Annotated in this window: 21 protein-coding genes; 13 read left to right on the top strand and 8 right to left on the bottom strand. The window is 67.3% G+C overall.

The genetic code is table 11. The features are described from left to right. Positions 1-149: 149 nt before the first annotated feature. Positions 150-1,100 (bottom strand): hypothetical protein, encoded by a 951-nt coding sequence (locus J7462_RS26180; RefSeq protein ID WP_219467832.1) that lies wholly within the window; start codon positions 1,098-1,100, stop codon positions 150-152. Between the two features lie 90 nt (positions 1,101-1,190). After that, positions 1,191-3,551: an AAA family ATPase gene (locus J7462_RS26175; RefSeq protein WP_219467830.1), complete on the bottom strand. Its 2,361-nt coding sequence runs from the start codon at positions 3,549-3,551 to the stop codon at positions 1,191-1,193. Between the two features lie 849 nt (positions 3,552-4,400). On the opposite strand from J7462_RS26175, the gene J7462_RS26170 reads away from it, so the two are divergent. The 3 genes from J7462_RS26170 to J7462_RS26160 all read left to right on the top strand — a co-directional run bounded on the left by J7462_RS26170 (position 4,401) and on the right by J7462_RS26160 (position 6,282). Further along, the gene (locus J7462_RS26170) at positions 4,401-4,823 is read left to right on the top strand and encodes a hypothetical protein (RefSeq protein WP_219467827.1); all 423 of its coding nucleotides are present in this window, start codon (positions 4,401-4,403) and stop codon (positions 4,821-4,823) included. 303 nt (positions 4,824-5,126) lie between these two features. Further along, entirely contained in the window at positions 5,127-5,702 is a 576-nt protein-coding gene (locus J7462_RS26165; RefSeq protein WP_219467824.1) for a hypothetical protein, read from the top strand. After that, entirely contained in the window at positions 5,695-6,282 is a 588-nt protein-coding gene (locus tag J7462_RS26160) for a hypothetical protein (protein ID WP_219467821.1), read from the top strand. Before J7462_RS26165 ends, J7462_RS26160 begins: the two co-directional genes overlap by 8 nt. Before the next feature lie 184 nt (positions 6,283-6,466). Here J7462_RS26160 and J7462_RS26155 read toward each other — a convergent pair whose 3' ends face one another. From J7462_RS26155 to J7462_RS26140, 4 genes are all read right to left on the bottom strand, one after another. Continuing rightward, the gene (locus J7462_RS26155) at positions 6,467-7,939 is read right to left on the bottom strand and encodes a site-specific integrase (protein ID WP_219467818.1); all 1,473 of its coding nucleotides are present in this window, start codon (positions 7,937-7,939) and stop codon (positions 6,467-6,469) included. After that, on the bottom strand, positions 7,936-8,337 hold the full coding sequence (locus tag J7462_RS26150; RefSeq protein ID WP_219467815.1) for a hypothetical protein: 402 nt from the start codon (positions 8,335-8,337) through the stop codon (positions 7,936-7,938). Before J7462_RS26150 ends, J7462_RS26155 begins: the two co-directional genes overlap by 4 nt. Next, entirely contained in the window at positions 8,334-9,227 is an 894-nt protein-coding gene (locus tag J7462_RS26145; protein WP_219467812.1) for a DUF2637 domain-containing protein, read from the bottom strand. The genes J7462_RS26150 and J7462_RS26145 overlap by 4 nt, the downstream gene beginning before the upstream one ends. A gap of 387 nt (positions 9,228-9,614) precedes the next feature. After that, positions 9,615-10,502 carry a replication-relaxation family protein gene (locus tag J7462_RS26140; RefSeq protein WP_219467809.1) on the bottom strand — a complete coding sequence of 296 codons (888 nt, stop codon included), beginning with the start codon at positions 10,500-10,502 and terminating at the stop codon, positions 9,615-9,617. A 1,115-nt stretch (positions 10,503-11,617) separates the two neighbouring features. On the opposite strand from J7462_RS26140, the gene J7462_RS26135 reads away from it, so the two are divergent. From J7462_RS26135 to J7462_RS26115, 5 genes are all read left to right on the top strand, one after another. Further along, entirely contained in the window at positions 11,618-12,115 is a 498-nt protein-coding gene (locus J7462_RS26135) for an NUDIX hydrolase (protein WP_219467806.1), read from the top strand. 345 nt (positions 12,116-12,460) lie between these two features. Continuing rightward, the gene (locus J7462_RS26130; RefSeq protein ID WP_308291036.1) at positions 12,461-12,976 is read left to right on the top strand and encodes a barstar family protein; all 516 of its coding nucleotides are present in this window, start codon (positions 12,461-12,463) and stop codon (positions 12,974-12,976) included. A gap of 138 nt (positions 12,977-13,114) precedes the next feature. After that, positions 13,115-13,468 carry a hypothetical protein gene (locus tag J7462_RS26125; RefSeq protein WP_219467798.1) on the top strand — a complete coding sequence of 118 codons (354 nt, stop codon included), beginning with the start codon at positions 13,115-13,117 and terminating at the stop codon, positions 13,466-13,468. Positions 13,469-13,949: 481 nt separating this feature from the next. Further along, entirely contained in the window at positions 13,950-15,284 is a 1,335-nt protein-coding gene (locus J7462_RS26120) for a transcriptional regulator (protein WP_219467795.1), read from the top strand. Between the two features lie 22 nt (positions 15,285-15,306). Continuing rightward, positions 15,307-15,681 carry a hypothetical protein gene (locus J7462_RS26115; RefSeq protein WP_219467792.1) on the top strand — a complete coding sequence of 125 codons (375 nt, stop codon included), beginning with the start codon at positions 15,307-15,309 and terminating at the stop codon, positions 15,679-15,681. A 200-nt stretch (positions 15,682-15,881) separates the two neighbouring features. Here the strand turns inward: J7462_RS26115 and J7462_RS26110 are convergent, their stop codons facing one another. Together J7462_RS26110 and J7462_RS26105 are read right to left on the bottom strand one after the other, a co-directional pair. Next, complete coding sequence (locus tag J7462_RS26110) at positions 15,882-16,091, bottom strand: DUF397 domain-containing protein (RefSeq protein ID WP_219467788.1); 210 nt, start codon at positions 16,089-16,091, stop codon at positions 15,882-15,884. Beyond that, positions 16,088-16,963 carry a helix-turn-helix transcriptional regulator gene (locus J7462_RS26105; protein ID WP_219470728.1) on the bottom strand — a complete coding sequence of 292 codons (876 nt, stop codon included), beginning with the start codon at positions 16,961-16,963 and terminating at the stop codon, positions 16,088-16,090. The genes J7462_RS26110 and J7462_RS26105 overlap by 4 nt, the downstream gene beginning before the upstream one ends. Positions 16,964-17,272: 309 nt before the next feature. On the opposite strand from J7462_RS26105, the gene J7462_RS26100 reads away from it, so the two are divergent. The 5 genes from J7462_RS26100 (at position 17,273) to fxlM (ending at position 24,653) form a co-directional block, all read left to right on the top strand. Next, entirely contained in the window at positions 17,273-17,848 is a 576-nt protein-coding gene (locus J7462_RS26100) for a hypothetical protein (protein WP_219467786.1), read from the top strand. Positions 17,849-18,018: 170 nt separating this feature from the next. After that, positions 18,019-18,153 carry an FxLD family lanthipeptide gene (locus tag J7462_RS26095; RefSeq protein ID WP_219467782.1) on the top strand — a complete coding sequence of 45 codons (135 nt, stop codon included), beginning with the start codon at positions 18,019-18,021 and terminating at the stop codon, positions 18,151-18,153. A 112-nt stretch (positions 18,154-18,265) separates the two neighbouring features. Next, the gene (locus J7462_RS26090) at positions 18,266-21,295 is read left to right on the top strand and encodes a lantibiotic dehydratase (protein WP_219467780.1); all 3,030 of its coding nucleotides are present in this window, start codon (positions 18,266-18,268) and stop codon (positions 21,293-21,295) included. After that, positions 21,292-22,554 (top strand): lanthionine synthetase C family protein, encoded by a 1,263-nt coding sequence (locus J7462_RS26085; RefSeq protein WP_219467777.1) that lies wholly within the window; start codon positions 21,292-21,294, stop codon positions 22,552-22,554. Before J7462_RS26090 ends, J7462_RS26085 begins: the two co-directional genes overlap by 4 nt. A 14-nt stretch (positions 22,555-22,568) precedes the next feature. Then, a complete protein-coding gene (gene fxlM / locus J7462_RS26080; RefSeq protein ID WP_219470726.1) occupies positions 22,569-24,653 on the top strand; it encodes a methyltransferase, FxLD system in 2,085 nt (694 codons plus the stop codon). The last annotated feature ends 109 nt before the right edge of the window (positions 24,654-24,762 follow it).

The raw sequence follows: 24,762 nt of genomic DNA, 5'->3' as shown, positions 1-24,762 counted from the left end.
ACACGACAGCGCTGTCCCGCCCGGGCCACGCAGCATATGCGGACCGCCCGACACCTTGACCAGGCGGCATACCCCCGCGTGACCGGGCCGTCACCGATGCTGCCGCAGCGTTGGCCCGTGCGTGGCCGACACCACGGCACGCGGTTGGGCTACAGGCGAAGGTGATACCGCAGGAACAACTCAGTGATGAAGGCGCGAACCGTCGTGCTCGAGCTATGAGGATCGGCGGCGAGTTCTGCTGCGCCGAATCGGAAGACCTCGTAGCCAGCCAAGCGCAACCGCCGGTCCTCGGCCATCATCTCGGCGTACTTGCGAGGGCTAGGACGCCCTTCGTCATCGCAGTAATGCTGCTTGCCGTCGATCTCGATGACTACCCGCTGGTTCTGAGGTAGCAGCAAGAGGAAATCCATGCGTTGGCGTGGCAGTGGCCCGGGCGCCCGTCGTTCCCGAGCGGTGTACGGGTCGTAGTGCAGGTAGACCTGAGGAATCAGCGCCGGGATCTTGTCGATCGGATGGGTGCCGTACAGCGCGCAGTACTCCTTGAAGAACAACTGCTCCGGCGGCGAGTTGGGGTCCAAGGCCTCCGCGAGCCGCGCGTACAGCAGACGCCCGGGATGAACCAGGTCGTCGGTCGGGCGACCCTGACTCTCGCTCCACCAGCTGACCAAAGCCGCCCAGCTGAGACCTTCGTTGGGCAGAACCCGGTCGTAAACCAGGCAGAATTGCGCGTTCTTGACGATCTCGACCTGATTGTTGACCGCATCGCGGAGCACGATTTCGGGCTTAGGTCCATTCGCCGCGAAGATCAGATTCTTGAAGTCGCCGGCCACGCCGCGAGTGCCGCACCGACGCATCAGCTCCTCAAGCTCCTCCGAGCGAAAGTCGTCGAGAACGCGCCCGCCCAGCACAACCAAGCGATGCAACTCCCACGACTTGATGCGTCGACGGACATACCACTTCTTACCATCATACGCCTCGCTCGGCTTACCGGGCTCCAAGCCGTACCTTTCACACACCTCCGGTAGCTCCTGATGGTGAACCTGGTGCAACGTCTCGGCGATGGCAAGGACGAGATCTACCGGACGGACACGGTCGGTCATCGCAGCAGACTAGATCGGTCACCGCCCGAAACCAAGCCGCTCGGCAAACGTCGACATGAGCACAGCCCTCACTCACCCCTCGGGCGTCGGCTATGCCTCTTGGACCTCGTTGATCTCGCGATATACCAGCTTGTCGAGGGCGCCCCGGAAGCCGGGGAAGTCAGGGATCGGTTCGGTGGGCTCGTCGTCAAGGGTGAAGTCGCGGCGCACGCTACGGATCTGGCTCCTGAGATCCTCGGCGTCGATCGAGTTGTCGAGTCCGGTCTCGATATCGTCTAACAGCAGGAGACCGGCCTCGCGGCTGGCCCAGGTGGGATGATCAAGTAGGAAGGAGCGCTTGAGCCGCTTGATCTTCGCGCTGGCCTTCTCTGTGGTGGCCTCCCGCAGTGCGCGCCGCTGGAGCCGTCGTAGTTCTCGGAAGAGGACACGGAAGTTGGCGTCCATGGTCTCCGTCGCTTGGGCGGGGGCCTCCTCGTAGCGGACGACGTCGAGCACGCTCCGGGCTAAGCCGACCTTGTCGAGGTGGAGGCCCTCGACCAGTCTTGCTGCCGCACGTTCGAGCGCGTCGTGGGCGCCCTTGCAATCATCGAAGTTGACGTCTTTCGGTTTGAGCGCCTGAAGTTTCTGTGCCTGCTGCGGGTCGAGGAACTCGGCGGCGTAGCGCTTGACTGCGGCGATGCCGATAGGGACGGGGATAAGATCATCGATGGCGATGACGCTGGCCGGGTTTGAGCTGGTGACGGTGTCGGCAGAAATGTCTCCCAGTTGCAGGATGAACTCTGGGTCGATGACAGGCTTGCCGTTCGGGCCCTTCTTGAGGGACTTGACCGCCTGGTTTCCGGCGGTGTCGCTGTCAAGCAGGACGATGACTGCCGGGCGGTCGACATCACGGCCTCGGGCCAGGTACAGCATATACGGAATGTGCTGGGCTGATCCGGCGGGGACCAAGGTGAGTGTATTGAGGTCGAGGTTGTCCATGTCGGCGGTCTTCTGACGCCGGAGCCGGGCGGACATACCGGCAAGCAGGACCTGGTCGGAGGTTCCTTCCAGCATCAGGTTGCAGTTGCTGATGAACGTGGTCTCGGCGACGAAGCTCCCGAACGCCGAGCGCAGCGGCTCGTAGTGGTTGCGGGCGGCGTTGCGGACCACACGCGTGCCCTCGTCGCCTTCGCCTTTCTCCAGGACGCGGATGCGTTCGCCGTGGTTCTTGTCGATCAGGAACGGTGAATGGGTCACGTAGACCACCTGGCACGGTTGCCGGTCAGGGTCCTGCGGATCGGCGAAGTCCTCGAAGATGCGCAGCAGGTCCTGCTGACCGGTGCTCGACAGGTAGGCGTCCGGCTCGTCCATAAGCAGAATCTCCGGGTTGCCCGACCTGGGTGGCTCGTGGGCGAGGTACTGCACGAAGTAGCTCAGGAAGTACTTGAGTCCGCCGCTGCGTTCGTCGGCGGAGTACTCGGTGCCGGTGCGGTCACGGATGGTGAAGACCAAGTCTTGGTCGCGCAGGGTCAGCAGCAGCTTGAACTCATGGTCCTGTGACCACCATTTCGGGAAGTTCAGCGATGCGGCCAAGGCCCGGTTCATCTGTTCCACGATGCCGTTGGCGAACCCGTCACGGCCGTCCTCGACGGCCTTGAGGAGCTCCTTGAAGGCGATGCGGTCGATCTTCGCGACCTTGAGGAGTAGGTCGTCGGCCAGAGCCAGTTGACGTTCGTGTTTCACGGTCTGGGTGTTCGCCGCCGTGAATGCGCTGACCAGATGGGGAGTGGCCGTTGGCACGGTGTCGGCGTTCCCGAACAGCGAGGCGGCGTTCTCCATGACCATGGTCAGGAACGCGTACCGCTCCTTGCGCGGGCCTGTCTGTATGGAGGTCTTGGCCTCGGCCAGGTACGTGATCGGCACGCTCTCGGGCAGCGCAACTTTGGCATCGATCTCGAACGAGCGGGGCAGGACGGTGTCCAGGGTCTTCTTGTCCTTCACCGCGACCTGCTGCCAACCCTCCGCTTCCGGCAGGTAGAGGACGGGATCTTTGCCATTGAAGCGGAACAGCAGGAAGCTGTCGATGCTGTCGTGGAGGGTGCTGATCCTGCCGGCTTTCGCCACGGCGGCACGGTCGTCGTCGTCTAAGTGCTTGAACTCCAGGCCGAAGTCGGGGAAGGCCATCGACTTGTCGACGGCGAAGAACTGCGAGTAGCGGCAGAAGTCGCTGCGCTCGATTTCTAGGCCGGTGAGAGCGTGCTTGACAGCGGCCAGGAGCTGGCTCTTACCGGACTCGTTGGCGCCGACCACAGTGGTGATCCCGTCTTCCAACGAAACCTGGACGAACGGGTACTGCAGTTCGCGCGGCTCGAGAAGGTCCCAGGGGTCCGGAGAGAAGCCTTCATGTGCCTTGCGGAGGTAGTCGTAGTTGAACGAGCGGTAGAAGCGGATGTAGACAGCAGAGATGAACATCCATCTCCCCCTCTCAGCTCAGTGGAGGTTGCACGACGGTGCGCCATAGTACTGCCTGCGTACGACAGCATCGATTGGCTTCGCAGGCCGCGGACAGGCAGGGTTGGCCCCACCGCCGAACCGTGCATCAATGCGCAATCGTGACGAGGCCATCCTCGTCAACGGCAACTGCGGCGTGCTCCAACGTGACAGCCAGATCACGCTGCGGCTGAACAGCGCGACCAGCACATGGTTGCCGTGTCGGTCGGTCCTCGCTGTTGCTCGCGTAGTAGTGACTTCGCAAGATCATCGGTTCTTGCGGCCGGTGGGCCGCTTCCCAACGCCACCCTCGCTGCGGTTCAGCCATAACGGGGCGGCACTGGCCACCACAGAGACGACCATGCCGCTGACGAGACTGGCTCGCTCGATCGGCAAGCACAGCACCAGACCAAGCACACCCCCGGCCACCAGGATGATGACCCTTACATGCATAACGCTTGCGCGACGGCGGGTAGGCGAGGGACGTCGGGGCATCGGTTCTCCTTACGCTCGCGAGTCCCTGCCAATCCGCATTCGGGCCAGAGGGGTCGGGACGCCGCACCTCTTCCGTGCTCGACGGCGTCGAGCACGGGCAACGTCTTCGTGACGCCGCACCACCATGCTGGCCTGCGGCTTGAGGTCCTATTCGTAGCGAGACGATGCTGCGCAGTGACTGCGACGAGGCGCTGCAAACGATGGCCGTACGGGTGCTGAAGCTAGACCTAGTGTGGATTCCCTAGAATTAGAGGGACTTTGAGAAGGGATGTGCCAGTGCCCCCACGCTTGACCAAGCCCACGGATGCGCCTCAGCCACGTCAGCCGTTCGTCGACATGCTCTGGAGGTTCTACGTTGCGGCCCGTCGCCCCACAACAAGGCGGATCGCTGAGACGATCGAGGCGTGGGACGACGACCGGCGGCGCGGAACGGCCAACCACGAGACAGTGCGCCGGGCCCTGCGTGGTGAATCCGTAGGCGCGTGGCAGACAGTCGAGATGATTTTCCTAGCGTTATGTGAGATAGCCGATGTTGACCCGGAGGACACCGAGGACGACGACGTCGACCGCTGGAACCCGCCCTTGACCCACATCGAACGCTTTCACCGTTGCTGGAATGAGGCGGTAGACGAGGCGCCCATGCCGGACATCCCCCGAACTCGATCCGAGCGGGCGCAGCAGCGGGCCGCTGAACAGGCGAAGTTCGAGGCCCGAGCGAACGCAAGGGACTCCTGGTCGACAAACGAGCCTCCCTTCTAGTTTCCGATTCGTCGACTTCGAACGGGTGAGCGATTTTGTGTAAAATATGCCGGTCTCTGATGCTTTGGTTGGGCGGCCACGGGCGTTGGCGGTTGGTCAGGTCGGCGAACCAGTGCTCGATGAGGTGAGAGTGCTGCTCGCGCTGGCGTGAAGCGTGCAGGAGGTCGTTACAGGCACCAGTTCGGGTAGCGAGGTGAGGCGAAGAAGGGCAACGGCGACGCTGATCCGCCGCTGGAGCCTGGGGCGCGCGACTCCACTGTTTCCGGTATCGCGTGGGGCGCGGCGGTCGGGCATCCTGTGCGGATGCTCCTGGTTCTGACCCCGCTATCGGGTTCCTCGGACTCTGGCTGGTTCCAGTGGATGCCCATGGTGTCAGCCGTCGTCGCAGTGTTCGCGCTGCTGGTTGCGCTGTCGAACCGCAACACTTCACGGCGCGCGTTGGCCCTTTCTTTGCAGCAGGAAGAGCGGCGAGGGGCCCGGTTGACCGTCACCCTTGATGACTCCGCATCATGGCGTTGTCGGGACGCGCCACGGTGGGTCGGCATGAAGATCCTCGCGGTCAACCCCACTGACCGTGATGCCGCCGTTCTCAGCGCTGATCTGCACATTTCCTACACCCTGCAGTCCGGTCATGCGATGACGGTCAAGGTTCGCCACGAGACCACCGGCGATGCGTTCCCGAGTGAGGTGGATGCTCTGGACCTGCCTGCGCGGCTGCAGGCCAACGGCGCGGTCGCCGGTTGGCTGACGTTCCGGCTACCTGCCAACTTGCTCCCCGCGGGCGCGGGGATTCATCGTTATGACGCTGTTCTGCAGGACAGCCGGGGTATCGCCGCGACGGTCAGCGCGTCCGTTCTACGAGAGGTGGGTCATGATTAGAAAGCGGACGACCAAGAAACGTCCGACGAGACGGAGCCTTGATCCTGCCGACATCGTGCCCGTCGTCGCAGACGGATCGATTGCCGGCCCGATCGCTGACGGCCGGATGGTGCCACTGGTCATCATAGATACCGCCACCCGGCCTGACCTTGATGAACTGGTACGACTACACGATCACCTGTCACCTGGTGATGTCACATACAGGTGGGGCCAGGTAGACCGCGACGACGATCAGGTAGCCCTCTCGCTACAGTTCACCCGGCCGATCGAGGTCCGCGCGACCCTGTTGTTCAGCATCGAGCACGAGGGCATCATCGTTGACGCCGCTCTCAACAGCCGGGCCCTCTACCTACAGCCGGGTCGGCCGGGCGACCGCCTGAAGCATGACCCACGCCGACCGAAGATCCTCATCGAGACGCCCGACGACGATTTCCGGGACCGATGGGAAGATGTCGTGATCCAGCGCCTGACCAAGGTGATACGCCGCCAGAAGCGGATGCCACGCGCAGAAGCGCGCCAACTGGCCGCAGATTTGCTTGACCAGTCGCGCAGCCTGAGCCGGTTCCGGATGCCAGCGTAAGACAGTATCCGCCTCGTCGTAGACGGGGCGGCCGATCTCCTGACCACAGGGCACGCAGCCATCGGTGACGGCTCGGATGATCGACGGCTTCCTCTTTAACGAGGTCAAGGCGCTGATACTGCGTAGGGCCGGCCGGGAACTTCGCCGGCTGGCCCTACGCAGTATCAGGTGGTGAACTTGCGAACTATGCCGGCCTTGCGGTGCCACCGCGTCGGGGGACGACGGCGGCGGTTGCTTCGGCGGCGGCGTGTGAGAGTTCGGGTAGGACGGCGCCGTAGAAGGTGGCGGTGAAGTGTGGGCTGGAGTGGCGGAGTCGGTTGGAGATGACTTTCATCTGGACGCCGGCGGCGAGGCCCATGGTGGCGGCGCCGTGGCGGAGGTCGTGGAGTCGGATGGGTGGTAGTCCGGCTTGGGTGGCGAGGTGGTGGAAGTGGTCGGTGACGTCGGCGGGGTGCAGCCGGTCGCCGGTAGGGGTGGTGAAGACGAGTCCGGTCTGGGTCCAGGTGGTGCCGGCGGCGAGGCGTTCGCGGTGTTGCCGTGCGCGGTGGGCGCGTAGGACGGCGACGGTTTCGGTGTCGAGGGCGATGGTGGCTTCGCTGTCGGTGGTTTTGGGAGTGTCGATGGCGGTGGCCCAGCCGTGTTGGACGAGTTGCCAGCGGACGGTGAGGGTGGCGGCGTCGAGGTTGAGGTCGTCCCAGTGCAGTCCGCAGGCTTCGCCTCGGCGGAGGCCGGTGAAGGTGATGAGGTGGTAGAGGGCGTAGAGGCGGTCGCCTGCGTCGTGGGTGTGGTCGAGGAACCGGCCGGTGTGTTCGGGGGTCCAGATCATGACCGGGCTCGGGGTCTTGCCGGTGTCGCGCCAGGTTTTGACGCGTTGGTCGGTCCAGACGGTGGGCTTGGGTGGTCGGGCGCGGGGTAGCTCGATCAGCAGGGCGGGGTTGATGTCGAGGTAGCGGTGGCGGCGCATCGCGTCGTTGAGGGCTTTGCGCAGGGTGGCGTGGATGACGTGCATCGTCCGGGGGCCGACGACCCGCTGGTTCTTGACCTGGTCGCGTGTGGCCTGGTTCCGGCTGGCGCGCAGGGTGGCGATGGTGGCGTTGCGCTCACTGATGGCCTCGTACATGGCGTCGATGTGACCCGGGCGGAGCCGGTCGATGCGCAGGTGCCCGAGGTGCGGGATCAGGTACAGGCGGATGTGCCCCTCGTAGGAGCGCAGGGTGCCTTTCTTGATGTTCTTGCGTCCGGCGAGCCAGTCCGTGAGGTACTCGGCCATGGTGGGGAGCTCGGTGGGGGTGATGTCCAGGTGCAGGGTCCGCCGAACCTGGTCCGGGGTGGGGATGGGCGCGCCGGTCTTGACGGCGGTCTCGATGAGGTCCCCGGTCTTGACCATGACGTGCGGGTCGCTGGCGTCGGGGACGGCCAGGGCGGCGCGGATGCGGTCGAGGATGGTGTCGGCGTCGGTTTGGGTGGGGTAGGGGCCGTGGCGGAGTGTGCGGCGGGTGCCGTCGGCGCGGGCGGGTAGGTCGATCTGCCAGTGCCATTGGCCGTGGTTGCGGGACCAGCCGCCGCCGGGCCGGCGCAGATCAGGACAGGAGCGTCCCAGCCGGCGGCCGGTGGTGGTGTCGCGGCAGCCGCAGCGTTTGAAGATGGAGCCCTTCACTCGTCGTCTCCTGGGTGCTCGGCGTGGTGCCGCCAGCGGTGGTGGGTGTAGTCCGCTGGTGGCGGGGTCGTTGCATCCACGCTCGACACCGCGACGGGATCAAGTTGCCGACCGTCGGGGTCGGGGGTCGGGGTGGGCTGGTCGAGGAGGAGAAGTCGCAGGAGGCCGGCGACCGGGACGATGATGCGGGTGCCGGCGCGGATCAGTGGTGTGGGGAAGGTGTCGGTGGCGGCGAGGCGGTAGGCCTGGGACCGGCTGATACCGAGTACCGCTGCGGCGGTGGGCAGCGTGGTGGCGGCGCCGAGCGCGCGGATCCGCTCAGAGGTCCACGGCACCCTGGTAGGCGGGTGTGGGCTGGTCGGTCGGGTGTCGCGGGTGGGAGTGGTGTGGGCGTTCATGGTGTCGGGTCTCCTGACTGCGGTGGAAGCGGTGCAGAGGTACGCGAGGTGGTAGGCGTGGCGGGTTCTGGTGCTGGATACGGAGGGCTGTGGTCGGCGGGTTGTCGGGTTTGCCGGTCGGCGGTTGGGGCTGTTGGGGGTTGGTCGGCTTTGAGGATCTTCAGTAGCTGGGATGCGCGGGTGTTGGACACGGTGTGGCCGGTGGCGCGGAGTGCGGTGGCCAGGGCGGCGCGGGTCAGCGGCCGGCCCTCGACGGCGAGGTTCTCCTGGGTGCGCCTGGCGATCGGAAGCAGGACTTCGGTGTCGGTGGGGTGGGTGGACGGTCCGCGCCGCGACGGCCGGTGCCGGCGGACCGATGCGCCGGTCTGGGAGTGGTCCGGTCCGGCTTGCGGGTGGTCGTTGGTGGGGTGGTGGACGGTCCGCGCGGGGAGACGTCGGTCGGCGGTAGGGGTGGACCGGTCTTCGTTGCGGTCCGCCGCGAGCTGGCTTGCAGTGGCGATGGACGGGTCCGCCGGCCGGGCGGTGGACGGGTTCGTTCCGGCTGGTGTGGGTTTGGGTGGGGTGTTGGTGTAGCCGAGGGCGATCTTGACCATGACGAGGAACCCGAGCGCGGGCACGGCTGCGGCGGTCCAGCCGATCGGTGACGGCTCGGCCTCCACGACCTGCGCCGCGAGCGACAAGGTCACCGCGCAGGCCAGGACCGTCGCCGGGAACACCGTTGAGACCTGGGCTCGTTTGCGGCGGCGTAGTTCCAGGCCGGAGGCGATGGACATCAGCTCCAGCACGATCGCGTCCGCCCACGCCAACCACCCCGGCTGGCCGTGAGCGGCGGCGACGTTGTGGACGTGGGTGAAGCTGGCCGCACCAGCCGCCCCACCAATCGCCAACATGATCACGACCTGGACGGCCCCCTCTGCCGGGTTCCGTCCCGGACCGGCGTCCGGGTCACCTGGTGCGGTCGTGGCCGACCACCTCCCCGGACCGGACCACCAGCGCGCCCGGTCCGCCCGTGCGTGCGGATCGGACCAGTGGACGGGCGGCCCGGGCGTACCGGACCAGGACCGCGGATAGCCGGGTGCAGGAGCGGACCGCGGACCGGCCCTGCGGGCGCCGGGACGATACCTCAGCCCGCTCGCTGTCAGGGCTACCCGGTGCTGTCACCGGTCTGTCAGCAGCCTCCGGTGAGACGCTGACAGACCGGTGACAGAACGACTCCGGGGCCGTCGCCGTCTCACCCGCCGCCCGCACGACGAAGGGGTCCGGTGGAGCGTTGTCGGTCACGCCGCCTCCCCGATCGGCTCCCGATCGTCGAGGACCCACATCGACAGGTCAGCCAGCGTGGACCGTTGTTCGTCGCCGCCGGCCACCGCCCATACCGCCTCGGCGGGGCACAGGCCCGCCGTGGTGGCGTGGTCGCGGGCACCAGTAGCGACCGGCACCAACGGCGGCGTCTCAGCCCACATTCGGCGTAGGTTGCGTTCCCGGGCGGCGGAGTGCAGCCAGAACAGCACCGGCCACGCCCGCCCCATCGCGGCGAACCACTCCCGGTAGCCGACCAGCTTGCCGGTCAACACCGACAGCGGCTCCGCACCGGTGTCGTACTCCACGAAGAACGGCACCCGGCCACCCCGCACCACCCACAGGCCGTAGCCGTCCGGGCGGACCCGAGGCTGGTAGGCGCGCACCAGAGCCGGATCCTCCGGCCGGGTGAACACCCCCGACCGCCGGCACGCCGCTTCCGACAGCCACTCCCCCAGCCGGGCATCAGGGTGGGTGCGGGCGTGGCCGGCGAGGTCGGTGAAGAAGCCGTTCACCCCGAGGCGATGCTCCAGGGTGCGACTGGACGTCCAGCGGCGCCGCTCGACGCGGGCGTGATCACGCCGGGGCGGACGTTCGTCGCGGCCGGCGGCGACGACCTCCGCGCCGAGCTGGTCGATGACGTAGTGGTACGGGTACGAACCGCCGTCAGCGCGCTGCGGCCGGAACCGCGCCACCAACCGCAACCGGTACAACGTCCGCAACCGCCGCTGACAGAAATCCAGAGACGGGAACAGGGCATGCGCGACCTGAAACGACGTCAACACACCGTGGGCGTACAACCAGCCCAGCAGCACACGGTCACGGGCGGTCAGCTGGGACTGGACCCGAAGAACCGGATCATCCACCGGCCACCACCTCCTCTCCGATACGGAACGCCAGCCCCAGGGGGAGAGACCCGAGACCATGCAGGGTCTGTCGCAGGACAAGCCAGCAGGGCTGACAGCCGACCTGACCTGCGGTGTGAGACGGAACAGGGGGTCCGTTCCGGCGTCCGGTTGAAGACTGACCTCAACACCGACACCAACCCGGACCCCGCAACGGGGACTGAGACGGGATCTGTCACCGCCACCGGCACCAAGCCGGAGCGCACAGAGACGAGATGAACGAAGAACACAGCGACTCCTTGATCGAGAAAGATGAAAGGCGACGACAGTCACGACGCCGCAGGGATACGCAGCCACAGCGAGTGCGGTGGACTACGGAGAAGCGCACTGTGGAGTTGCCAACGAACACGCCGACCGGGCATCCGGTCGACCCGAGGGCGGATGAGGACAGCAACGACCGACACGACCACCAGAAAGGCGGTCGCGGCAGCGGGAACGGCGGTAGCAGTTGCGGAGGCGGGGCGGCAAGCCGCCGCGCCGGCACAAGGGCGCGTCTCAGCGAGGGACAGACGCCCCGGGAGCCGTCGACAACACGACTCGGTAGAGCGTCGACTCAACCCGCCGGAGAAAGATCCTTCATCGCGAACCCCCTGCCACTCAAAACCATCGACGACCCGCCCACTCCCGAACCTCGAACGACCGGCGACGCTCCTCCAAGGAACGTCACCAGACCGGCCGATCAAACCCGGCAGACAGACCGCCACGCGGTCACGCGCGTACCAGTACGCCTCCCCCGGCAGCACCCTGTCAACCAGCATCACCAGCAACCGATCACGACGTCTCCGGACCCAGCCGGACGCCCCGGCACCCGCCAACCCGCACTGGACCCAGCGGCACGAATTCACGTCCGAATCAGGGCAGAAAAATCTTGCCTAACACCCGCGACCGTCTCACCTTATGAGACGACGCTCCCGCCCTGGGGTTCGCTTGGAGACGGTCCACCGCGCATCGGGCAGCCGGAGTCACACTGCCGCGCCCGCCAGCGGTACCAGGAGCGGACCGCCAGTCGCCCCGGTACGGCATCCTTCCTTCGGTAGCGAGCCACTCGCCAGGGGCGAGCCCGTAGGGTCGGTCGCGTGGCCGAGACACAGACCGAACCCGACCTCTCCTACATCGCCAGCGTGACGCGGGTCCGCGCTGCGGCCGGCGTGATCCTCCGGGATCAGGCCGGCCGGGTGCTGGTGGTCCACCCGACCTACAAAGACGTGTGGGAGGTTCCCGGCGGAATGGTGGAGCCGGACGAGTCTCCGGCGGATGCTTGTGTACGCGAGATCCAGGAGGAACTGGGTCTTCCAGTGCCCACGGGACCGCTGCTGTGCGTCGACTGGGTGCCGGCGAGCCCACCGTGGGACGGCGGGCTCATGTTCGTCTTCGACGGAGGCGTACTGACGGCGGACCAGATCACGGCGATACGACTGTGCCCGGACGAACTCGACCGGTTCGACTTCGTCGAGCCGGAGCGCCTGGGCGAGGTGTTGATCCCACGGCTGGCTCGGCGGGTTTCCGCGGCCGTCGCCGCGATCGGGCATGGCGGCGTCTACCTCGAAGATGGAGTCGCCGTCTCAAGCAGGTAGTCGGCCGGGTTGAGCCGTGGACGCGACGCTCGTGGCAGGTCGGGCACAGCGGAACTCCCGATGGCCGCCGAGGCCCCTGGGGACACATCCTCGACAACACAGCGATCAGCAACCGCTGCCTAATCCACCTCGACTCACTCACCGAACTACCCGACCTCATCCGCAGACACAACGAGTCGACCGCCTGACCAGCCCGAAGAGCCGCCCAACCGCTCAACGTGAAGCTGCGCAGCACGCGGTACGCGGCAGATCCGGTCGTCCGAAGGGAGGAGGCCCCACCTGCCCCGCTGCTCTGATGCTCGGTAAGACTCAAGGTGCTGGGCGGTTTGGCGCGACAGGCCCGCCATGGTGGAGAAGCACGGTGACCAAGGGGCGGACAGGATGACGGACAAAGAGCGGTGCCGCTGCACTGATCCGCTCGTGGTCTGCTCGCCTGGTTCTCTGGTGGAGTTGGCCGCAGTACTACCGGCGTCCGGCAGATTCGTGGTCGCCTGCCTTGACGGTGCCAGGATGACGAATGCCGACCAGGTCTTCTACGACTTCTCGGACGCCCTGCTCTTTCCCAGCTACTTCGGCTGGAACTGGAATGCTCTGTCCGACTGCCTCCGAGATCTGCACTGGCTGCCGGCGGACGGCTACCTGGTGATCGTGGAGAACGCGCATCGGCTACTGCCGAACAGCACCCAGGACCAGCACATCCTCTTGCGCGTCCTGGCCCGGACAGTTGACCACTGGGCCAATCCGCTCGGCCAGCCAGACGGGAAGGTCGTTCCGTTCAAGGTGCTGCTGCTGTGCAGCTGTGACGAGGAGGCCGTGCACCTGCGGCAGACCATCACCCGAGCAGTCCACAACGAGCAGTGAGATCTCGAACCGCTCGCGACCGCCGCCCCCACGGGCGCAGCCACGAACCGCAGGCGGCACCCACCCGAGGCCACGGCGAACTGCTCGCGGCAGATCCGGATGGCCGCGAGAGCAACAGCAGTGCCGCATAATCCGCTCATGACCTCTACCGGCTCGTCACGGCTGTCGTTGTGGTCCACCGACTCGTTGTTGTCCATCGGATCGCGAGGCTCGGTGCTGTCCATCGGCAGCGTCGGCTCGATCGCCTCCGTCGGCAGCATCGGCTCCGCCGGATCGGTCCTGTCCATCGGATCCGCGCTCTCGATCGGGTCAGCCCTGTCGTGGCGGTCTCGCTGGTCATTGATGGCTGACCACTCCTTCGGAGCCGTGTTGGGCTCCCGCGAGCGCGCCCGCGCACTCATCGGTCCGCCCGCGGCGTTGGCCGCCGTGGCGCTGACCGCCTATGCCGGCTACCTCCTGGCGCGCAGCCGCCAACCGGATGAAGGCCATTGAGGGCGGCAACGCGGGCGAAGTCGCTTCCTGCCGGGCTGATCGCTGCCGAGAGTGCGTTGCTGCCTCTGCGAGTGACCCCCGTCATCGCGCATCACCACACGGGCGTGCCACGCGGCCGATGGCAGCACGGCGACAGATCAGCGAATCCGTCGCGGCGATCAGGCCGGCACAGCGCTCGGTCGATACGTTTAGTCACCGTTGGCCATGCGTCTTGTGATCAGGCAGCCACGCTGGCATCCTTGCGTGGCATTCCGGCAAACCGGGCCGTCGGATCGCCTCCGTTCAGCAGGGCGGAGGACGAGATCCAGCAGACCAGGGATGTGGATGGCCGCGATCTTGCAGGGCCACCCCAGAGGACTACCAGCGAGTTTCGACGGGCGGTGATGGGTTGGCACCGAAGTCGGGTGCGTCAGATGGCCCCAACACCCTGCTCAGCGACGCCCGCCGCCGGCTTCTGTCCCCGAGTGGTTCAGGCCGACGGATGTCCCGGCAGGAGGTCGCTGAGGCGGTCAACAACTACCTGTGGGACACCTACGGCACGAGAACCAGCATGGACGCCAACCACGTCGGGAAGCTTGAGCGAGGAGAACACCGCTGGCCCAAGCCCACGACCCGGGAGGCATTCCGTGCGGTGCTGAAGGCATCACGGGACGCTGACCTAGGCTTCTACATCACCCGTGGCCAACGCCATTCTGATCCCGTTGCGCACCAGATGCCCCCTGGCGAGATGCTCACCGCTGGTGATGATCACGCTGGCGAGTCGCTGACCGGCAGGGAGATCACGGACACTGGCGACATGAACCGCCGCGAGTTGCTACGCCTGCTGAGCCTGACAGGTGCGCTGTTGGCCGCGCCCGTCCCGGGCAGCCAGCTCGACTGGGCGCGCATCGAGTCCTCCAGTGACGGGAACAAGCGACTAGACCCAGCAACCCTCGACGAGTACGAAGGGCTGAACGCCCAGCTGTGGGCGGCGTTCGGCGCGGCCGAGTCCAAGGCAGCAGTATCACCGCTGGTCAACCGTCAGCTGACGACGCTCACGGCGAACCTACGTCGCTCCCACACGACACCCGTGCACCGTCGGCTCTGCGGGGTCACCGCCGACCTGCTCCAGCTCGCCGGCGAGGTCGCGTTCGACGCGAACGCGTACAGCGAGGCCGCACACTGCTACACCCTGGCAGCGACCGCCGCCCGAGAAGCCGCTGCCTACGACCTCTGGGCGTGCGCGATGATCCGTCACGCCTTCATCAGCGTCTACGAGCGCGACTTCCGGCACGCGGCACCGATGCTGGACGTTGCCACCGGCCTGGCCCAGAACGGAGACAGCGCGCTTTCGACCCGGCACTGGGCACGAACTGTGCAGGCGCAGGCTCTCGCGGGCCTCGGCGACCTCAGCGGATGCCGGCGGGCGCTCGACCAAGCCGAAGAGGTCAACCACCTGCCCGGCCAGGTTCACAACGGCGGATGGTTACGCTTCGACGGCTCCCGGCTCGCCGAGGAACGCGGAGCCTGCTACGTCGAGTTGAGGCGCCCAGATCTGGCCGAGCCGGTGCTGTCCGGCGCTCTGTCGCAAAGCCTCTCCACGCGACGGCGCGGAACCGTTCTGACGGACCTCGCCTTGGTCGGAGTTCACCGTAGCGACGTACACCAGATCGTGCTCTACGGCAGCGCCGCTCTCGATACCGCCCGCCAAAGCGGCTCGGGCGTGGTCGGTGCCAAACTCAACCGACTACACCACCGCCTGCAGTCGTTCCTTGCCGACACTCACGTGCGGCATCTCAACAGCCAGATCAATGCCCTGATAAGGGCAGGGAGCTGACCCGATCAGAGGGAGGACCAGCGTGCAGGTCGAAGAACCGGGGCGTGTGTTCCGGGAGGCATGGATCGCGGGAGTCCGTAAGCACTACCCTGGCGAACCGAAACCGGGCTACGTCACGCCCTGGGAGGATACGCCCGGATGGGAACGGGAGAGTGCCGCCGCAGTGTATGAGCAGGTCCGCCAGTTCGTCGAGGCAACCGATGGCGCAACCGCGAAGCTAACCCGTGAACAGAAAGGACGCTTCGTCGCCCTGTGCTGGATTGCGCAGATATTCAAACACTTTCCCAGCCCGAAGGCTTCCTACGTGGCCGACTGGTCAGACATGCCGGAGTGGCAGCAGGAGACGGACTCGGACATCTTCGAACACATCGAGCAGACGTTGGTCTCGATGCGCTGAGCGGAGGACAAGTCGACAGTAGCGCGCAGCTTTCACTCCATGCTCGCATCGCCGTCCGGCTCCCTCTTGAGCCGGCGCGAGATTGGCGGGCAGGGCACTACGCCGACCAGCATGAACTGCGCCTGCAAGCGGTGACACTCATGTCGGCCGAGGTCAGCGCGGCGCGCCCGGCTTCCCGGGCGCGCCGATGAGGCAGCAGCTCAGTGTGCGTCAAACTCACCGTCTCGGATGCTGTCAGTGAACGCCGTCCACTCACCCCGGGTGAACCCCAGCACTGGTCCCGTCCGGTCCTTCGAATCCCGCATCGCCACGGTGCCGTCGAGCGCGAAGGCGACCTCGACACAGTTGTCGCCACCGCCGGAACGGCTGGACTTCCGCCAGTTGGTGAACTTCTCGGGGTGCATGGTCATCTCCTGGTGTAGTCGGGCAGTTCCTCCGCCACGCTGGCGAGGAAGTCGAGGCTGTCGGCGGGGCTGAGGGCTGCGGAACGCAGGCGCTCGTACAAGGAGGCGTAGTTGGCAACCTCGTCCGGGTCGGTGAGGACGAGGTCGCTGGTGATGGTGTCGACCGCGACGACCACCGGATCGCTCGGGTCGGGGTATCGGTAGCTGAAGTACGACGACCGGGGTACCGCGTTGCCAGCGATTCGCGCGGTCAGCCGCAGTACCCGGATCATGGTCTTCTGCTTCTCGTGACCGACGTTGATCAGGTGGTCAAGCTGCGCGCGGACGACCTCCGGCGGTGCAGCGTGCCGACGGATCGCGAGCTCATCGATGATCACCTCGTAGGTGGGTCCGCCGGGTCTGTCAAGGACCCGTTGCCGGGCAGCTCGGGCTTCCAGCGCTCGCTCCACCGTGAATCTCCGGGGGTAGGCAGCACGATCTGCCACCGCGCGGACCTCGGTGTACGCCGGGATCTGCAACAAGCCTGGCAGCAGGGTGATGTGGTACTCGGCGATGTGCTCCGCACCGGCTTCCAGGTCCGCGTAGAGGGCCTGGCGTGGTCCCATCTCGACGCGGAACTTCTCCCACCAGCCGTTCTCCTGGGACTCGCGAGCGATGGCCATGATCTCTTCCCACCGCTGCTCGTCAACCCGAAAGTGGTCGAGGATTCGCATGATCTCGTCTTGATCTGGTCGGACTCTCGCGTTTTCCAAACGGCTCAGCTTCTGCTTGGCGAGCTTTGCCTCTTTGCAAAGCCGCTCAGCGGAGTAGCCGTGTTCCTCCCGTAGCCGCACGAGTTCGGTAGCGAGCCGGCGACGACGCACATATGGACTGATCAACGACACCCCCGGCGAGAGACGCGAATAGCCCCGGCGATCCATCCCGCCTGGACCCTGGCGACGAGAGCGTAACGCCTGTTTTGCCGATCACCGCCAGCGCCGATCATGCTTTCCGCATAGAAACCCCTGGTCAAGCGCGCGGCGACCGGTAAGTCTCCCCCTAACTTTCCCCATTGGCCGGTGTTCCCGGGGCTATGCAAGAACCGCGATCGTGGAATCACCACAAGCGATGTGTCTACAGCTTGGAGTTGGGTCACGCGGCGACAGGTTCGCGGCGGACTCCCAAATCCGAGGGGCGGGAGGAGCGGCATGGACGCCACGAGCGCAACGCTGATCGCCATCAACGCTACCGGGGCCTGCGGCGGTATCGAAGGGGTGCGGCCGGCTCCAGGCGGTGGTCAAAGCGCAGGTGCCACGGCGGGCGTGCTCGTGTCGAGTCTGCATAGCTCGCGCATGGTCAACCTTGCTATCGACGTTTACCGGACGCATCCGGCGGTGCCGCAAGGGTGCGGGTGCGGCCGACCGGAATGTCAATCTCGGCTACACGCCATGAAGATCTTCGCCGCGATGGTGGGGGGCACGAGTCTGCCCGACCATCTCTACCCATTGTGGGGATTGCTGGTCTGTAAGGGGTGCGGCCTGCCGCTGTGCCCACTCGAATCCGTCGATGGACGGCGCTCCTACCGGTCACCGTGCGGATGCCGGATGAATCTGGTCGAGGCAGCTACCGCTGAGCGGCTGACCTATGAGGCCCTCCGCAGTCGCGGTCTCGCTCCCGCCGAAGGGCTTCCTGAGTCTGCGTGGGGTGCACTCTTCGGCCGAGAGTTGGCCTACGTCCGTGTCAGCGCTGCGCCGGAAGATCTGGTGCTCGTCCGGCGTACCTGAGGCTCCTGCCCGCTGTCACTGCCGGGGAGGGCGTGGCGGCGGGCAGGCCAAACGTAGCGAGTTCTCCTTGGACGCCGTTCCAGAGAAAGCGGATCGATCCGCCAGCCAACGTGCCGGTAGCTGCGGGGGCTACCTGCCCACCCATCATCCCAGTCCCATTGGAGGTTGCCATGAACAGCGTGCTCGCCGTCAGCAACGACCCGTTCGAGCTCGACGTGCAGATCGTCACGGAGGGTCCGGTCGCCGCCGCCCTGCTGGCCGACACGGACGACGGCTGCGACACCGTGAAGGGCAGCGACTGCTGATCGAACACCCTCGCTGGTTCCGGCAGGCGATCCCCCGATGCCTGCCGGAACCAGCACCCCACATCCAGCCGTGCCCCCGGAGGAGCGCCTCGTGACGGAAGGAGGACGATTCATGTTTCGGTCGGTCGATGCCGCGACGATCCGCATTGCCGCTCACTCATGGCCCGACGGCCCGGCTCCTTGGCCGGACCGGAGCGACACCTCCGGTGTCGCGGACTGGTTGCAAGCAACGTGGCGGAAGGTCGGCCTGGCCGAGGCTGTCTGGGCCGCCAGCCCTGAGTTCGCTGCTCGCGTAGAAGCGGTCCTCGCCACAGGAAGCGCTACTCCAGACCGAGGGTGGCGGATGGCGTTGGCGTTGGCGCGGTACTTGGTCCGTGCGCAGCGGCGTGCGACGCCCTTCGGGTTGTTCTCGGGGGTGGCGACTCTGCGGTTCGACACGGTGGCTGCGGTGGTGCCGGCGGGGCAGTCGGCGCTCCGGGTACGGCCGGACGCGAGTTGGCTCGCGTCCCTGATTGCGCGCCTTGAAGTTGAGCCCGACGTGCGCCGCCGTCTGCCTGTGCAGGCGAACAACCTGGCGCTGGTGAACGGGCCTCGGATAGTCGTGGCGCGCCGGCCGCACGCTTCTGCAAGTGCGGAGTCGACCTCGGTGAGGAACACCGCAGCGGTACGGCTGGCGGTGTCACTCGCCCGTACCCCAGTGCCGTGGGCTGAGCTGGTCGACACAGTCGCTGCTGCGTTTCCAGGCTTCCCACGCGCGTCCGCTGACACGATGATTGCCGGCCTCGTGGACCATGGCATGTTGATCTCCGCTCTCCGGCCACCATCGACGTGCACGGACTCGATCAGGTATGTCCTGGACACCCTCGATGCGGTGTTCGACGGTGCTCCTGAGGGACAGCGAGCCCTTCGGGCCGAGCTGCGCTCGCTGCATGGTCGGCTCGGTGGTACCAGCGTAGGGAGCGCGACTTACCTTCGTGGGCTCGCCGACGATTTGCGCAGCGTGGCAACGGCCACCCAGCCGCTCGCGGTGGATCTTCAGCTCGCGGATCAGGTCGCCCTGCCGGAGCAGGTCGCCGCCGAGATCGCCGCATCGGTGGAGGTGCTGCGACGGCTGACGCCGGATCCGGCGGGGCGGCCCGAGTGGCGTGTGTACCGGGCCCGGTTCGTCGACCGCTACGGGATGACGGCTGTGGTGCCGCTCGCTCGGCTGGTAGATCCGCTCGTCGGGTTGGGCGTCCCAGAACACTTCGGCGCTTTGGGCAACGCGCCTGCGGCACCACTGTCCGGCCGTGACGAGCGTCTGCTCGCGATGGCCCAGCAGGCGTTGATCGACGGTGCTCGTGAGGTGGTTCTCGATGACACGGCCGTCGAAAGGCTCGCCGGCACTGGCCGAGTCACCGGGCCTGTCAGCCCTCACGTCGACGTCTCGGCAGAGGTCCGCGCGGTTTCGCTGGAGGCGCTGACACAAGGACGGTTCACGGTCGCGCTGACTGGCATGGGCCGCTCGGCGATGGCGACGAGCGGGCGTTTCCTCGACGGGCTGCCCTACGCCGATCGGGAGTTGATGTGCCGGGAGTTCGCCCGCCTTCCTGTCGCGGTGGCCGGGGCCATGCCGGTGCAGCTGAGCTTCCCGCCGCGCAAGCTGCACAGCCAGAACGTGCTCAGCTCCCGGCAGGTTCTTCCGTGGCTGGTCAGCCTGGCCGAGCACCGGCCCGTGGCCGAGAACGTGATTGGCGTCGACGACCTCGGTGTGACCGCCGGCCCTGATCGGTTGGTGTTGGTGTCGATGTCGCGGCGGCGGGTGGTGGAGCCGACAGTGGCGCATGCCGCCGCCGTACACACGATGCCGTTGCTCGGCCGGTTTCTCCTGGAGCTGCCGCGAGCCACGGATGCCCGGCTGAGACCGTTCGGTTGGGGTGCGGCTTCCTGCTTGCCGTTTCGACCCGCGCTGAGGTACGGGCGCGTCCTCCTGGCGGCGGCCCGGTGGCGCGTCGATCCGACGTCCCTGCCCGGTGCGGACGCCAGCGATGACGAATGGTCGACCGCCTGGGAGGCGCTGCGGACGAGGCTGCGGCTGCCGGCATGGGTGCAGGTCGGCATCGGTGACCAGCGGCTTCGGCTCCACCTCGATCAGTCCATGGATCGTGCCCTGCTGCGTGCCCACCTGGACGCCAGCGCCGGACCGGTCACCGTAGTGGACGCGGCGAGCCCGGAGGACTTCGGTTGGCTCTCCGGCCGCGCCCACGAGATCGTCGTGCCAGTCGCCTCGACGGTTGCGCCCGCTGCCGCGCCAGCTGCGATTATTGCGCGAGGCGCATGGCCGCCACCTGCTCCCCCCGAGCCGGTTATCCCGGGTGCCAGTGGCATGCTGTCCGCTTCGGTGGCCGTCGAGCCTTCGACGATAGAGCTGGTCTTGATGCGAGGGCTGCCCGCGCTGTTCGCCGACTGGCCCAAGCCGCCGCTGTGGTGGTTCGTGCGCATGCGACGCCCCACCCCGCATCTTCGACTACGACTGCGCACCGATGACTACGGTGACGCGGCGGTACGGGTCGGGCGGTGGGTCGCCGGGCTCCGACAGCAGCGCCTTGTCGGCGGTTGGAGCCTGGACACCTACCATCCCGAGTCCGGTCGCTACGGCTGCGGCACCGCGCTGGCAGCGGCCGAGAAGTTGTTCGCCGCCGACTCCTCCGCAGCCCTGGCGCAGCTGGTAGCGCAGCCCGAGTCTGGGATCGATCGGCGGGCACTGACCGCCCTGAGCATGGTCGACCTGGCCGCTTCGATGCTCGGCAGCCGGACCGACGGATGCGAGTGGCTGGTGGCGCGCCCCGAGCAGACCGGGCAGGCACCGGTCCAGCGGGACGTGCTGCGTCAAGCGGTCACCCTCGACCCGGGCGAGCTTCCGGAGCCCATCCGGGATACATGGCAGGAACGCACCAGGGCCGCGACCCGGTACGCCGCCGAACTGTCCGCCGTCGCCGGCCCGCTCACTCCAGCCTCGGTGCTCGCGTCGCTGATGCACCTGCATGTCGTTCGCGCTCTCGGCCCCGACGAAGACGCCGAGCAGCTCACGTATCGGTTGGCCCGCCATGTCGCGCTGGCGGCGGTGCGTCGCCGGGTGCGCGCCGTAGGAGCGTCCCGATGACCGGAGCACCGCTGAGGACACCGTTGCTACGGACGGCCGAGGCGATGGCCGCGTGTATCACCGACACCCTGACCGAGCCGCCGCCCCCGGATTTCGCGGCGGACGACTACGGGCCACGCAGTACCCGCTGGTACGCCCAGTCGCTGTCCCGGGGTGCCGCCGGGGTGGCACTCTTGCACGGGGTGCGAGCGCAGACCGGACACGGCGGGTGGGAACCGGTCCATGCCTGGCTGCGACGCGCGACCGCTGACGCGCTGAACAGCGGCAGCGGAGCCGGACTCTGGTTCGGCGCACCCGCTGTCACCCACGCGCTGACCATGGCCATGCCGCACTCCCGCCCGGCAGCCCTGGACGCGCTTGATCATGCCCTCGATGACCTGGTGGAACGCCGCCTGGCCGCTGCCACGGCACGTCTCGCGGCGCAGGCCCGGCCCGCGCTGTCGGAGTTCGACCTCGTACGTGGGCTGACCGGCCTGGGAGCCCACCTGCTGCGCCGCGCACCGCACGGACCTCTGCTCCGGCGGGTGCTGGCGTACCTGGTCCAACTCACCGAGCCGGTGCACACCGACGACGCCGCGGGCCGGCTCGCGCCGGGGTGGTGGAGCGCAGACCCCGCCGACCACGAAGGTTCGGAGCAGGGCGGGCATGCGAACTTCGGCATGGCGCACGGCATAGCCGGCCCGTTGGCTCTCCTGGCCCTGGCCATGCGGCAGAACATTCGGGTGCCGGGGCACGCGAAGGCGATCCGTTGGATCTGCACGTGGCTCGACCGCTGGCAGCAGACAAGCCCTGCAGGACCGTGGTGGCCGGAGAAGATCACCGTCGCGGAGTTGCACGCCGGGAAACCCTCCATGAGCGGACCGGCGCGGCCGTCCTGGTGCTACGGCACCCCCGGAGTCGCCCGCGCCCAGCAGCTGGCCGGGATCGCTCTCGACGACCCCGCCCGGCAACAAGCGGCAGAAGAGGCCCTGACCCGCTGCCTGGCCGACCCCCTCCAACTCAGCCGGATCGTCGATCCGTCGCTGTGTCACGGCTGGGCAGGACTTGCCGCTACAGCCTGGTACGCCGCCGCCGACGCCCGCACCACCATCCTGCATGGCCGGCTGCCCCAGATCGTGCGCCTGCTGATCCAGCACGCCACGGACACCACCCCGGCACGATCCGGCTTGATCACCGGCCCCGCTGGAATCGCCCTCACCCTGCACACCGTCGCGACCGGCACCGACGTCCGCTGGGCCACCAGCCTGCTGATCAACTAGACGAGGAGAGCGTCGTGGATCTCGATTCCGAACCCGACACCGAGCCACCCGGCGTGGCGCCGGCAAGCCGATGGCGCCAGATCAACCTGACGTTCTCGGACTGGCAGACCGCTGAGGATTTCGCCGCTACACGGCTCGCCCCTGAGCTCGCCGCTGCGGAAGACCACCGGGCGATCACCGCGTTCTGGTTTATCCGTAAGAGCGAGACGTGGCGGCTGCGGCTCCTGCCCGGCGACCGGCTCGCCCAGTTCTACGCGCTCCTCGCCGCCATCACTGACGACGACCGCGTCCGCGGTGTCACCGAGCCTGTCTACCGGCCCGAGGCGTACGCCTTCGGCGGGGACCAGGCCATGACGATCGCCCACACCCTCTTCCACGCGGACAGTCGCCACATCCTCGGCCATCTCGCCACCGCCGGCGGCACCCATCGGCGTGAACTCGGGGTCCTGCTCGCCGCTCGCCTCATGCGCGCCGCCGGACTGGAGTTCTCCGAGCAGGGCGACGTCTGGCGGCTTCTCGCCTCCCGCCGGCACCAGCCGAACGCCCCCGCGCCAACCCCACCGCTCATCGCGGCGGTGCAGCGCCTGATCACCGCAGCCGACGACACGGCCGCAAGCCCACTGACCGTCACCCCGCAATGGCCGAAAGCCCACGAGCAGGCAGGCGCGGACCTCGGCTTCCTCGACCGGCACAGCGCGCTGACCCGCGACCTACGCGAGGTGCTGACCCACCACCTTCTGTTCCTGTTCAACCGGCTCGGCATCTCCGCCGCCGACACCTGGCTACTCGCGACGGCCGCCGTGACCGTCACCTTCCACCACCTCTTCGACACCCCCTCCGGCTATCAACCCACCACCAAGATCGACAGTAGGGTCAACGCAGTGAACACTTCCCCCACCGCACCGGGAACGTCGAGTGCCGCGACGCTCCGCGAACAGCTCGTCAGCACGCTCGAACAGCGCGGCCACATCCGCTCCGCCCCCGTCGCGCACGCCTTCCGTGCGGTCCCCCGCGAGCAGTTCCTTCCCGGTGTCGACCTGGAAACCGTCTACACCCGCCGTCAGATCGTCACCAAACGGGACCCCAGCGGTGCGGCGTTGTCCTCCGCGTCGAGCCCCAGCCTCGTCGCGGACATGCTCGAACAACTCGCCCCACAATCCGGCCATCGCGTCCTGGAGATCGGCGCGGCCACCGGCATCAACGCCGCACTGCTCGCCGAGCTGACCAGCCCCGGCGGCACGGTCGTCACCATCGAACTCGACCAGGACCTCGCCGACGGCGCCCGCGCCGGCCTCGACCGTGCTGGCTACGACACCGTGAAGGTGATCTGCGGCGACGGTGCCCTGGGCAACCCTGACCACGCGCCCTACGACCGGATCATCGTCACCGCCGGAGCCTGGGACATTGCCGCCGCTTGGTGGGAACAACTCGCCGACCACGGCCGCATCGTCGTGCCCTTGCGCGTGCACGAGAGCGGCCTGACCCGATGCTTCGCCTTCGACCGCACCGGTCCTCACCAGCTCGTCAGCACCACGACGCCACTGGTCTGCGGATTCGTCCCCATGCGCGGCAGCACCGAACACACCGACCACCACGTACGCCTCGACACCGACGTGGTCCTCAAACTCGACGCCACCGACCAGCCCGACCGCGCCGCCCTCGCCAACGCCCTGAGCCACCCCCGGCTCGAACGCTGGACCGGCATCCAAGTCAGCGACGCCGATCCCATCGGCCACCTCGACCTGTGGCTCCTCGTCCACGCCAACACGCCGTTCGGCCGCCTCGGCGTCGGCAACACCGCCCGCATCAGCGGACTGGTCACCCCCGCCTACCGATGGGCCGGTGCCGCCATCTACCACGGCGGCACCATCGCCTATCTCGCCTTCCAAGACACCGGCGACGGCCACCACGAACTCGGCGCGATCGCCCACGGACCCGACGCCAACGCGCTCGCCACCGACCTGACCAACCTGCTCGACCAATGGGACGCCGCAGGCCGCCCCAACCAGCCCACCGTCACCGGCCACCGCGCAGGAACCCGACCTGCCGAACCCGGCGACATCAGCCGACCCGATACCACCCTCACGATCACCTTCTGACCGCACCCCGCGCCGGAACGGTGCCGTGTCCCGCCCCGGCACCCGTGGGACGAGCGCAGCTGAGACGTCACGCACGACCTGAACGCACCTCGTTGCCCATATGCGGTCC

The sequence above is a fragment of the Micromonospora sp. RL09-050-HVF-A genome, assembly GCF_019374995.1.
Lineage (GTDB): Bacteria > Actinomycetota > Actinomycetes > Mycobacteriales > Micromonosporaceae > Micromonospora > Micromonospora antibiotica.
The sequence above is the reverse complement of the archived record's forward strand: the minus strand, read 5'-3'. Positions and strand labels throughout refer to the sequence as shown.

Coding starts and splice junctions, on each gene's coding strand:
- J7462_RS26095 (WP_219467782.1), top strand. CDS start 18,019: ATGAACAGCGTGCTCGCCGTCAGCAACGACCCGTTCGAGCTCGACGTG.
- J7462_RS26110 (WP_219467788.1), bottom strand. CDS start 16,091: ATGACCATGCACCCCGAGAAGTTCACCAACTGGCGGAAGTCCAGCCGT.
- J7462_RS26090 (WP_219467780.1), top strand. CDS start 18,266: ATGTTTCGGTCGGTCGATGCCGCGACGATCCGCATTGCCGCTCACTCA.
- J7462_RS26150 (WP_219467815.1), bottom strand. CDS start 8,337: ATGAACGCCCACACCACTCCCACCCGCGACACCCGACCGACCAGCCCA.
- J7462_RS26160 (WP_219467821.1), top strand. CDS start 5,695: ATGATTAGAAAGCGGACGACCAAGAAACGTCCGACGAGACGGAGCCTT.
- J7462_RS26085 (WP_219467777.1), top strand. CDS start 21,292: ATGACCGGAGCACCGCTGAGGACACCGTTGCTACGGACGGCCGAGGCG.
- J7462_RS26170 (WP_219467827.1), top strand. CDS start 4,401: ATGCTCTGGAGGTTCTACGTTGCGGCCCGTCGCCCCACAACAAGGCGG.
- J7462_RS26165 (WP_219467824.1), top strand. CDS start 5,127: ATGCTCCTGGTTCTGACCCCGCTATCGGGTTCCTCGGACTCTGGCTGG.
- J7462_RS26180 (WP_219467832.1), bottom strand. CDS start 1,100: ATGACCGACCGTGTCCGTCCGGTAGATCTCGTCCTTGCCATCGCCGAG.
- J7462_RS26125 (WP_219467798.1), top strand. CDS start 13,115: ATGACCTCTACCGGCTCGTCACGGCTGTCGTTGTGGTCCACCGACTCG.
- J7462_RS26120 (WP_219467795.1), top strand. CDS start 13,950: ATGTCCCGGCAGGAGGTCGCTGAGGCGGTCAACAACTACCTGTGGGAC.
- J7462_RS26130 (WP_308291036.1), top strand. CDS start 12,461: ATGGTGGAGAAGCACGGTGACCAAGGGGCGGACAGGATGACGGACAAA.
- J7462_RS26175 (WP_219467830.1), bottom strand. CDS start 3,551: ATGTTCATCTCTGCTGTCTACATCCGCTTCTACCGCTCGTTCAACTAC.
- J7462_RS26145 (WP_219467812.1), bottom strand. CDS start 9,227: ATGTTGGCGATTGGTGGGGCGGCTGGTGCGGCCAGCTTCACCCACGTC.
- J7462_RS26100 (WP_219467786.1), top strand. CDS start 17,273: ATGGACGCCACGAGCGCAACGCTGATCGCCATCAACGCTACCGGGGCC.